The organism is Variovorax sp. 10L426 (assembly GCF_056395305.1).
Genome location: NZ_JBFTJF010000005.1, coordinates 369,354 through 379,117, shown reverse-complemented (window position 1 = coordinate 379,117; position 9,764 = coordinate 369,354). Strand labels below are relative to the sequence as shown.

7 protein-coding genes are annotated in these 9,764 nt (G+C 65.7%); all 7 read right to left on the bottom strand.

The features are described from left to right. Window positions 1–676 (bottom strand): Rossmann-fold NAD(P)-binding domain-containing protein (locus AC1DHL_RS10280; protein WP_478161932.1); only part of this gene is annotated, 676 nt, incomplete at its 3' end. Between the two features lie 72 nt (window positions 677–748). Next, complete coding sequence (locus AC1DHL_RS10275; RefSeq protein ID WP_478105880.1) at window positions 749–1,747, bottom strand: tripartite tricarboxylate transporter substrate binding protein; 999 nt, start codon at window positions 1,745–1,747, stop codon at window positions 749–751. Between the two features lie 48 nt (window positions 1,748–1,795). Further along, a complete protein-coding gene (locus AC1DHL_RS10270; protein WP_478105879.1) occupies window positions 1,796–3,118 on the bottom strand; it encodes an MFS transporter in 1,323 nt (440 codons plus the stop codon). A 119-nt stretch (window positions 3,119–3,237) separates the two neighbouring features. Continuing rightward, complete coding sequence (locus AC1DHL_RS10265) at window positions 3,238–6,807, bottom strand: indolepyruvate ferredoxin oxidoreductase family protein (RefSeq protein ID WP_478161931.1); 3,570 nt, start codon at window positions 6,805–6,807, stop codon at window positions 3,238–3,240. Window positions 6,808–6,847: 40 nt separating this feature from the next. Next, on the bottom strand, window positions 6,848–7,879 hold the full coding sequence (locus tag AC1DHL_RS10260) for an Ldh family oxidoreductase (RefSeq protein WP_478105877.1): 1,032 nt from the start codon (window positions 7,877–7,879) through the stop codon (window positions 6,848–6,850). Between the two features lie 23 nt (window positions 7,880–7,902). Then, on the bottom strand, window positions 7,903–8,595 hold the full coding sequence (locus AC1DHL_RS10255) for a GntR family transcriptional regulator (protein ID WP_478161930.1): 693 nt from the start codon (window positions 8,593–8,595) through the stop codon (window positions 7,903–7,905). A 7-nt stretch (window positions 8,596–8,602) separates the two neighbouring features. Continuing rightward, window positions 8,603–9,757, bottom strand: coding sequence for a UxaA family hydrolase (locus AC1DHL_RS10250; protein WP_478105875.1), 1,155 nt, complete (start codon window positions 9,755–9,757; stop codon window positions 8,603–8,605). Between the last annotated feature and the right edge of the window lie 7 nt (window positions 9,758–9,764).

The following is a 9,764-nucleotide window of genomic DNA, read 5'->3' as shown; positions in this document are numbered from 1 at the left end:
CTTCGGCGGCTTCCTTCTCCTCGGCGGTCTCGTAGGGCACGTCGATGAACTTGCCGCCCAGGGACTCGATCTGTTCCTTGACGCTGGGACGTACATCGGAAGCCTCGATGACGGCGCCCAGGCGCTTGGCGGTGGCAATCGCCTGCAATCCCGCGACGCCGACGCCCAGGATCACGACGCGCGCCGCCTTCACGGTGCCGGCGGCGGTCATCAGCATCGGGAAGAAGCGCTGGTACTTGTCTGCGGCCATCATGACGGCCTTGTAGCCGGCGATGTTGGCCTGGGAGGAGAGCACGTCCATGCTCTGGGCGCGGGTGGTGCGCGGAGCAGCCTCCAGCGCGAAGGCGGTCAGGCCGGCTGCGGCCAGGCGCTGCAGGCCGTCGGCATCGAAGGGATTGAGCATGCCCACGAGGACCGTGCCCGGTTTCATCAGCGCCGTCTCGCGATCGTCAGGACTGCGCACCTTCAGCACGATCTCGCAGCCGAAGGCCCCCGCGGCATCGGTGATCTGCGCACCAGCGGCCTCGTAGGCGCCATCGGTGAGGCTGGCCGCAATGCCCGCGCCCGATTGCACTCGCACGGTGTGGCCCTGCGCAACCAGCTTCTTCGCCGTCTCCGCAGTCACGGCCACTCTTGTCTCGCCTGGCGCAGTTTCGGCCGGCACGCCTATCAGCATGTCATCGTTCCTTTCAGTGGTGCCGTGGACAAACGCCATGGCCAAGTGTTTGTGTCCCTCGCCGGCTGCATGTCAACGCTTGTCCTTGTCCTTGACCTTCTCCTGGACGCCGGACGCTTTCACGATCGGGCCCAGGCGGTCCATCTCGGACTTGATGTACGCGTCGAACTCCTGAAGCATGAGAAACCTCGGGGTGATGCCTTGATCGGCAAACTTTTGCCTGAGGGTTGGATCGTCGAGGACGGCCTTCATCGTGCGCGCAAGCTGGCTCACGATCTGTGGCGGCACCTTGCTGGGGGCCACGAAGCCGAACCAGGTGGCGAACTGATACGCCGGCAGGCCGGCTTCGGTCGTGGTGGGTACATCGCGAAGCAGGCTCAGTCGCTCGGGCCCGGTAACGGCCAAGGCCTGAAGCTTGCCTTCGCGAATCTGCCCGAGCACGAATGCGGGAGGCGTGAACACCGACTGGATCCGATTGGTGATCAGGTCGGCCGTCACTTCCGACGAAGACCGATAGGGGACATGCGTCATCGCCACCCCGGCCTGGGTTGCGAAATAGGCGCCGGCCAGATGGGTCTGACTGCCGATTCCCGACGAGCCGTAGTTGATCTCGCCCGGGCGCTTCTTGGCCAGGGCGATGAACTCCCCGAGGTTGCGCACGCCGAGAGCGCTCGGCACTGCGATGACCGCGGGTGCGTCCCCGATGAGGGCAATGCCCGTGAAGTCCCGCAACGTGTCGTAGGGCATCGCGTCGTATGCGGCGGGATTGATCGCATGCTGAGAATTGATCAGCAGGATGGTGTAGCCGTCGGGAGCCGACTTGGCCACCGCCTGCGCCGCAATGATCCCGCCCGCACCGGGCTTGTTGTCCACCACGACCGGTTGCCCGAGCTTCCTGGCCATTCGGTCGGCGAATTCCCGGGCGACCAGGTCGGTCGTCGTCCCTGGTGTGAGGGGCACCACCAGCTTCAGTGGCCGGTTGGGATAAGGGGCCGCATCCTGGGCGTGGACCTGTGTCGCGCAAAGAGCCAGACCCATCAGGGACAGGCGTAGGGCACGGGTGATGAACATGGTTGTCTCCTGGATTGTTCCAACGGAACGCCCGTAGGCGTCCAAGAATTACTGCAGCTTCCGGCCGAGCGTCTCAGGCACGGCCGCCAGGCCAAGCAGGGAGATCAGGCCGCAGCCGACGAGATAGAACGCCGGTGCATTGGGGCTGTCGGTCACATGGATCAGCGCCGTCGAAAACAACTGGGCGAAGCCGCCGAACACGGCAACGGCCACGTAGTACGTCACGGCCATGCCCGTGGCCCGCAGGCGCTGCGGCAGCACCTCGCTCACGAGCACGAGCGTGGGCGGCGACGTCATCGCCATGGGAATGGCCAGGCAACCCACTACCACCAGCAGGCAGGGCAGCGACGGGAAGGCATTGAGCATGACGAAGGCCGGATACGCCATCGCCAGCAGCGCAAGCCGCGTCCACCACACCATCTTGCGGCGACCTACCTTGTCGGTCATCCGTCCGGCGATGGGGCCGAAGACCACCATCATGGCCGCTGCCACAAAGCCTGCCCACACCGCTTCGTCGCGAGGGATGTGCAGCTGGAACGTTGCGTAGTTGGGGAGGTAGTAGGCAATCAGGTGAATGGCAGCGGCCAGGCCGGTCATCAGCAGCACGCTTGCGGCCAATTCGCGGCGGTGCTGGCGCATCAGTTGCCATCCGCCTGAAGCCGCCTTCTTGCGCGGCGCGGGAGGAAGCGTTTCTTCCAGGCGCTTTCGGATCACCTGTCCGACAGGGATCACGAGGATGCCGATCAGGAATGCCACGCGCCAGCCCCAGGACTCGAGCGCCGCTGGAGACAGCGAATGGCTGAGAAAGAGCGCCACGAGTGCGGCGAACACCGCGGCAATTCCCTGGCTGGCCGTCTGCCAGCTGGTGTAGAACCCGCGGGAACGTTCGTCTGCGTATTCCAGCAACATGGCGCTCGCCGAGCCCATTTCTCCGCCAATCGCAAAGCCCTGGACCAGGCGCGCGACGATCATCAGGATCGGGGCGAGGACGCCGAGCTGCGCATACGGCGGTGTCACGACAAGAATCAGCGCGCTGAAGGCCATCAGCCACATGGACAGCAGCACCGCCGGCTTGCGGCCGCGGCGATCGGCGTAGGCGCCGATCACGAGGCCCCCCAGCGGCCGCATGAGGTAGCCGGCACCGAAGGTTCCAAAGGTCAGCAACAACTGGCCGAGCGGATTTCCCACCGGGAAATACAGCGGGATGATCATCATGGCAAAGAAGTTGTACACGCCGGAGTCATACAACTCCAGAGCGCCGCCAATGGTGATGGCGGTGATTGCCGACGCCTTGGACATCGGCTTGGTCGGGGCCTTGGCCGGGACCGTTGCGTGGGGCGGTGCCACCACGGCGGAGGAATCGATGGACATTGCTTGTCTCCTTGTGCGGTCTGGCGTTCGCCGCACTGTGGGTCTGTGGGGGATGGTTCAGTCACATGGCCGTCGTTCCGGCCAGCGAAGGATTCGAATGGCGTGCTACACGACTCGGTTCAGGCCGCCACCTTCGACTTCCTGCTTTGCGGCTGCGATTCCTGGTCGCGCCACTGGGCCATCAAGTGCCCCCACTTGGTGTTCGCAGCGGCGGCGTTGCGCGCCTTGACGTGGCCGTAGCCGCGGATTTCTTCCGGCACCCTCGCAATTTCCAGCGCCAGGTCCAGGTTCTGCGCCGACAGCCTTGGCAGCAGTTCCTCGACGCAGCGGCGGTATTCAAGGATGAGCGTCCGCTCTTGCGTGCGTTCCTCGGTGTAGCCGAAGGGGTCGAAAGCCGTGCCGCGCAGGCCCTTCAGCCGTGCCAGCAAGCCAAATGCACTGCGCATCCACGGGCCGTACTCGCCCTTGACCGGTTCGCCGTCGCGGTTCTTCCTGGCGAACATCGGCGGGGCCAGGTGATGCACCAGGCGGACCTTGCCTTCGAACATGGATTCGATCTGCTTGCGGAACGCCGCGCCTGTGTGCAGGCGCGCCACCTCGTACTCGTCCTTGTAGGCCATCAGCTTGAACAGCGAACGGGCGACGGCCTCGGTGAAGCGCGTGTTGCCGACGACTGATTCGCTCTTGCGCACACCGGCGATGAAGGTCTCGTACCGGTCGGCGTAGGCGCGGTTCTGGTAGCCGGTGAGGAATTCCGCGTGCTTGCCGATGAGTTCACCCACCGACGGCTTGCGCGTGAACTGGATCACCTGGGCATTGGCAGCACGCAAGGGCACCTTCGACATGTCATGCGCACACTGGCGTCCCCACTCGAAGGCGGCCTTGTTGTTCTCCACCTGCACGCCGTTGAGTTCGATGGCGCGCATCAGCGCTGCATGGGACAACGGCACCCTGCCCTTTTGCCAGGCGAAGCCGAGCAGCAGCAGGTTCGCGTAGATCGACTGCCCCAGCAATTGCGTGGCGACCTGCTCGGCGTCAAGGGTGGCCAACTCGCCATGCCCGACAGCCTGGGCGATCCTCGCGACGGCCTGGTCGGGCTGTGCGTCCCAGTCCGGGTTCTTGACGAAGGCCGCGGTTGGCGTGAGATGGCTATTCAGGACGACGTAGGTACGTTCGGCCGACATCGTGGCGAGCGTGGTCTTGCTGGCGGCCACCACCATGTCGCAAGCGATCACCAGGTCCGCCATGGCGAGGTCGACCCGGCTGGCATGCAGCGCATCCGGGCTCGCGGCAATCTGGATATGACTCCAGGTCGCGCCACCCATCTGTGCCATGCCGGTGGCATCCTGGGTGATCACGCCCTTCCCTTCCAGGTGCGCGGCCATGCCGAGCACGCCGCCGATGGTCACGATGCCCGTGCCGCCGATGCCCGCCACGACAATGCGGCGAGGCGTGGCGGCGTCCGGCAGGTTCGGCATGGGGATCGCGTCCGGGATGGAAGCCTTTCCCTTGGCGGCAGAAACCGGCTTCTTCAGTTGGCCGCCTTCCACCGTCACGAAGCTCGGGCAAAACCCTTTGACGCAGGAGAAGTCCTTGTTGCAGGTGTCCTGGTTGACCTTGCGCTTGCGACCGAATTCGGTCTCCACCGGCTGCACGGCCAGGCAGTTGCTCTGCACGGAGCAGTCGCCGCAGCCTTCGCACACGAGTTCGTTGATCACCACGCGCTTGGCCGGATCGACCATCGTGCCGCGCTTGCGCTCGCGGCGTTTCTTGGTGGCGCATGCCTGGTCATAGATGATCACGGTGACGCCGTCCGCCTCGCGCAGTTCGCGCTGCACGGTGTCGAGCTCGTCGCGATGCCGAATGGTCACGCCCGGTGCCAGGTTGGTGACGCCCTCGTACTTGGCGGGCTCGTCGGTCACCACGACGATCTGGCGGGCGCCTTCGGACGCCAGTTCGCGCGACATGGCCGGCACGTCGAGCTGGCCGCCGTCCACCGGTTGACCGCCGGTCATCGCGACGGCGCTGTTGAACAGGATCTTGTAGGTCAGGTTGACGCCAGCGTTGATCGACTGGCGCACTGCGAGCAGCCCCGAGTGGTTGTACGTGCCGTCGCCCAGATTGGCGAACATGTGCTTGCGCTTGCTGAATGGCGCCTGGCCCATCCAGGGCACGCCCTCGCCGCCCATTTGCGTCCAGGAGGTCGTCGAGCGGTCCATCCACGTCACCATGCCGTGACAGCCGATGCCGGCCATCGCGATGGAGCCTTCCGGTACGCGCGTGCTGGTGTTGTGCGGGCAACCGGGGCAGAACCATGGCAGGCGGTCGGTGCCGCGGCTGTCGCCCTGCGCAGTGGCCCGCTGCTTCGCCTCGATCTCCATCAGGCGAACGTCCATGCGCGCCGCCACATCGGCCGGCACGCCAAGGAACTTGAGACGGTGGGCGATGGCCTTCGCCACCAGCGCGGGCGACAGGTCGGCCTTGGCGCGCAGCAGCCAGCTTTCGGCGGGCCTGCTGTGGCTCCATTCGCCACCCGCCCCTTCCGTGTGGTCGTATTTGCCGAATACGGCAGGGCGATGCTGCGGCGGGCAGTGGTACAGCTCATCCTTGAGTTGCTGCTCGATGATGGGCCGCTTCTCTTCGACCACGAGGACTTCGCGCAGGCCGTGGGCAAACTCGCGGACGCTGGTCGGCTCCAGTGGCCACACCACGTTGACTTTATGCACGCGGATGCCGAGCGCGCGGCATGCCGCGTCATCCAGCCCGAGGTCGAGCAGCGCCTGTCGCGTGTCGCTATAGGCCTTGCCGCTGGCGATGATGCCCAGCCGGTCGTTCTGACTCGCCACGACGTTGTGGTTCAGGCGATTCGCCCGCACATAGGCCAGCGCGGCCGGCCACTTGAACTCCATCATTCGGGCCTCGGCCCCCAGCGGGTCATCGGGCCACCGGATGTGAATGCCGCTCTCGGGAGGGGTGAAGTCTTCGGGCAGGACGATGCGTACGCGGTCTGCATCTGTCAGCACCGACGCGCCCGATTCCACCACCTCCTGCACCGTCTTCATGCCGGCCCACAGTCCGCTGAAGCGGCTCATGGCGAAGGCATGCACGCCAAGGTCGAGAATGTCCTGCACGTTGGAGGGAAAGAACACCGGCAGTCCGCAGGCCATGAACGTGTGGTCACTTTGATGCGCGAGCGTGCTGCTCTTGGACACGTGGTCGTCGCCGGCCAGTGCGATCACGCCGCCCAGGGGCGCGGTGCCGGCCAGGTTGGCGTGCTTGAGCGCGTCGCCGCTGCGATCCACGCCCGGTCCCTTGCCGTACCAGATGCCGAAGACACCGTCGTACTTCTTGCTGGCCGCATCGAACTCCAGTTGCTGCGATCCCCACACAGCGGTGACGCCGAGCTCCTCGTTGACGCCCGGCTTGAAGACCACATGGTTGTCGGCCAGATGCTTTTTCGCCTGCCACAGCGCCTGGTCATAGGTGCCGAGCGGCGATCCGCGATAGCCGGAAATGAACGCGGCGGTGTTGTGGCCGGCGTTCGCATCGCGCGCCCGTTGCATCATTGGCAGCCGCACGAGGGCCTGCACGCCGCTCATGAACGCACGACCGGTGGTGAGGGCGTAGCGGTCGTCGAGAGTCACCTTCTCGAGGGCCTCGCGTTGCAGTTTGGAAACCGGTGCGTTCATGGGGTTGTCTCGCTGGTCATGTCTTGTGTGAATGGGACGGTCAGGCGGGAAAAGCCAGTTGCCGGCGTGCGCCGAGCGCAGTCAACTCGCGCGTCAGGCTCTCGGGCAGTTCGATGCCCTTCCGTTGCGCGCGCTGTTCCTGTTCGGCGCCGCGCTGTCCCGGCAGGCGCGCGTGCTCGCCGCCGCAATCCCGGTAGTGGTCGATCCATTGGTGCATGTAGTCGGCCAGCAGGGGCTGCGGCGCAAAGGCCTGTGGCTTGACCATCCAGACGAACGCGCTTTGCCGGCCCATGGCGCCGGAAGCCGGCACATCCTGCCACTCCGGCGCGAAGGACTCGGCGGTGGCCGCCAGTGCGCCGGCCAGGCACTCGACCATCATCGCGATGCCGATGCCCTTGTGTCCGCCCATGGGCAGCAGCGAGCCGGCCAATGCCGCCTTGGCGTCGGTGGTCGGGCGTCCTTCGGGATCGAGAGCCCAGCCGGCAGGAATGTCGCGCCCTTCACGCGCGGCGAGCAATACGTGCCCACGCGCCGCCACGCTGCAGGCGATGTCGAAGACGATGGGCGACTCGCCCTGCGCGGGGCAACCGAACGCGATCGGGTTATGCCCGATCGCCGCTCCTTTGAAGCCTTCCATGGCGAGCAGCGGCGGGGTACGTTGCCCGACCAGGCACATCGCGCCGGCTTCAGCCGCCTGCAGCGCGTAGACACCGAGCGCGCCCATGTGCCCACAGGACTGAACAGCCACCAGAACGCTGGCGGATTGCTCGAGTGCCTGCAACCCGAGCCGGACCGCGCGAGCGCCGGCGATCTGGCCCATTGCCCCGTCGGCATCAAGCACGACGCCACCGGGGAACTCGCGGTGGCGCAACTGCGCGTGCGGGTTGAAATCCTTGGCCAGCAGGCGCTCGACATAGGACGGCAGGCGCGTCATGCCGTGGGTCGCGTAGCCGCGCAGTTCGCTGCGCACCAGCAGTTGGGCCGCCTGCAGCGCATCTTCGGCCGGAACCTGGCACGACGTCAGGATCTGGGCGGTCCAGTCCGTCAAGGACTCGATGGAATGATTCGTCATGGAAGGAAATCGACGTGAGGGACCTAGCGAACAATCACCAGCCGCTCGGAGAAAGGTCCCCCGCAGACGCTCTGGTAGTACAGCGGCTTGTCGCTGAGCGTGTAGCCGCGCAGTTCCATCAGGAAGCTCGGCTTTTCCGGGTCCAGATCGAGCGAGCGGACCGCGGCGGCGGTGGGCGGCGCAAAGCGGATCCATTGATCGACCCGCAGCGTGGGCAAAGCGAGTCGTTGCAGCAGGAGTTCGCGCAGATTGGTTTCCAGTTCCTGGCGCTCCACGCCACCGAGCTTTTCGAAATCTTCCTCGCGCAACCAGAATTCGCTGCTGAGGTCGAACTTTCCGCCGACATTGATCGTGCGATCGACGCGCACAAAAGCCTCCCCCTCCAGGAAGTCCGACCAGGGGCCCTTGCGCTTCAAGCGCTTGACGCCAAGGGCGTGCACATACGACGTGAGCGGAAGCCCTTGCCCGTCGAGAAAGCGCAGGTGCCGCACGTCGGCCGGGGCCACCTTGTGACCGGAGATGAAGGTCCCGCGCCCATGCTCGCGCCGAATGAGGCCGGCATTCGCCAGCCGCGCCAGTGCCTTCTGCATGGTGCCCACGCTGACGCTGTGCTGGGCGGCGAATTCTTCCTCGGACGGCAGGCGATCGCCCTCGCGCAATGCACCCGATTCGATGGCTTCGATGATGGCGTCGGAGACGCGTTCAAGCTTGGTCATGGTGCACTCACAGGCTGCGTTCGAAGCGGCTGACAGCCGTTTCGCGAATATTCAGGATCTCGCTCGTGATGCGGGTGCCTGATCCGACTTCGGCCACGTAGTCGTAGAGCCGGTCGCCCAGGTCCGCGATCTTGGCCGAGGACTCGAAGATCGCGCTGACATCGAAGTCGATGTTGTCGCGCATCGAATTCACGGTGTTGACGTTGCCGCAGATCTTGATCGTCGGCGCCACCATGTTGCCGATCGGGTTGCCGACGCCGGTGCCGAAGCAGATCAGCTGGCAGCCGCTGACGGCGAAGCCCGTCAGGTTCTCGACCGCGCCCGAGGGAGCGTCCATGAAGTGCAGTCCCTTGCGCGCTGGCGCCTGGCCGTAGCCCAGCACGCCCACGAGCGGGCTCTTGCCGGCCTTGGCCAACGCGCCCAGCGCCTTTTCCTCGACGGTCGTGAGCCCGCCGCGCTTGTTGTCGGGCGCGGGCTGCGAGTCACGCATGTTGACGCCGCGCTGTACCGCCATGGCTTCCATGCCCTGTACGGCATTCAGGAAGGCCTGCTTGACGGTGTCGTCCACTGCGCGCGCTGCGAAGAGATGCTCGGCGCCGATGAACTCGGACGTCTCCGAGATGATGACCGTGCCGCCGGCATCGATCAGCCGATCGGCCACGCGCCCGATCGTCGGGTTGCAGCTCAGGCCGGACGTGGTGTCCGACCCCCCGCACTCGACGCCCATGACCAGGTCCGACATCGGACAGGGTTGGCGCCTCATCTGCGAAGCCTGCAGCACCATGCGTGCCGCATGCCGCGTTCCCTGCGCCACGCACTCGATCGTGCCGTTCGGCTGCAGGTGAACGACTTCCACCGGCTTGCCTGTGGGACGGATGCGGCGCGCCACTTCTTCAGTGGACGATTCTTCGAGGCCCACCAGGAGAACGCCTGCGATGTTGGGGTTGCGACCCAGTCCTGCCAGCGAATCGAGCGCGAACTCGAGGTCGGCGCCGAACTGGCCACGCACGAACAGCGTGGTCACGGGAAGGGTCCCGCCCACTGCTTGCGAGATTGCGCGCGTCGCCGGATTGCAGTTGTCCATCACCGAGATGACGGCGATCCAGTTGCGCACGCCTGCGGGGCCGTGTTCGCGCCGAAAGCCGAGAAATGATTTGGTCATGGTCGGA

What these genes read in the sequence shown, in the direction of transcription:
- AC1DHL_RS10275 (WP_478105880.1), bottom strand. Translation starts at nt 1,747, where the DNA reads ATGTTCATCACCCGTGCCCTACGCCTGTCCCTGATGGGTCTGGCTCTT.
- AC1DHL_RS10250 (WP_478105875.1), bottom strand. Translation starts at nt 9,757, where the DNA reads ATGACCAAATCATTTCTCGGCTTTCGGCGCGAACACGGCCCCGCAGGC.
- AC1DHL_RS10255 (WP_478161930.1), bottom strand. Translation starts at nt 8,595, where the DNA reads ATGACCAAGCTTGAACGCGTCTCCGACGCCATCATCGAAGCCATCGAA.
- AC1DHL_RS10260 (WP_478105877.1), bottom strand. Translation starts at nt 7,879, where the DNA reads ATGACGAATCATTCCATCGAGTCCTTGACGGACTGGACCGCCCAGATC.
- AC1DHL_RS10270 (WP_478105879.1), bottom strand. Translation starts at nt 3,118, where the DNA reads ATGTCCATCGATTCCTCCGCCGTGGTGGCACCGCCCCACGCAACGGTC.
- AC1DHL_RS10265 (WP_478161931.1), bottom strand. Translation starts at nt 6,807, where the DNA reads ATGAACGCACCGGTTTCCAAACTGCAACGCGAGGCCCTCGAGAAGGTG.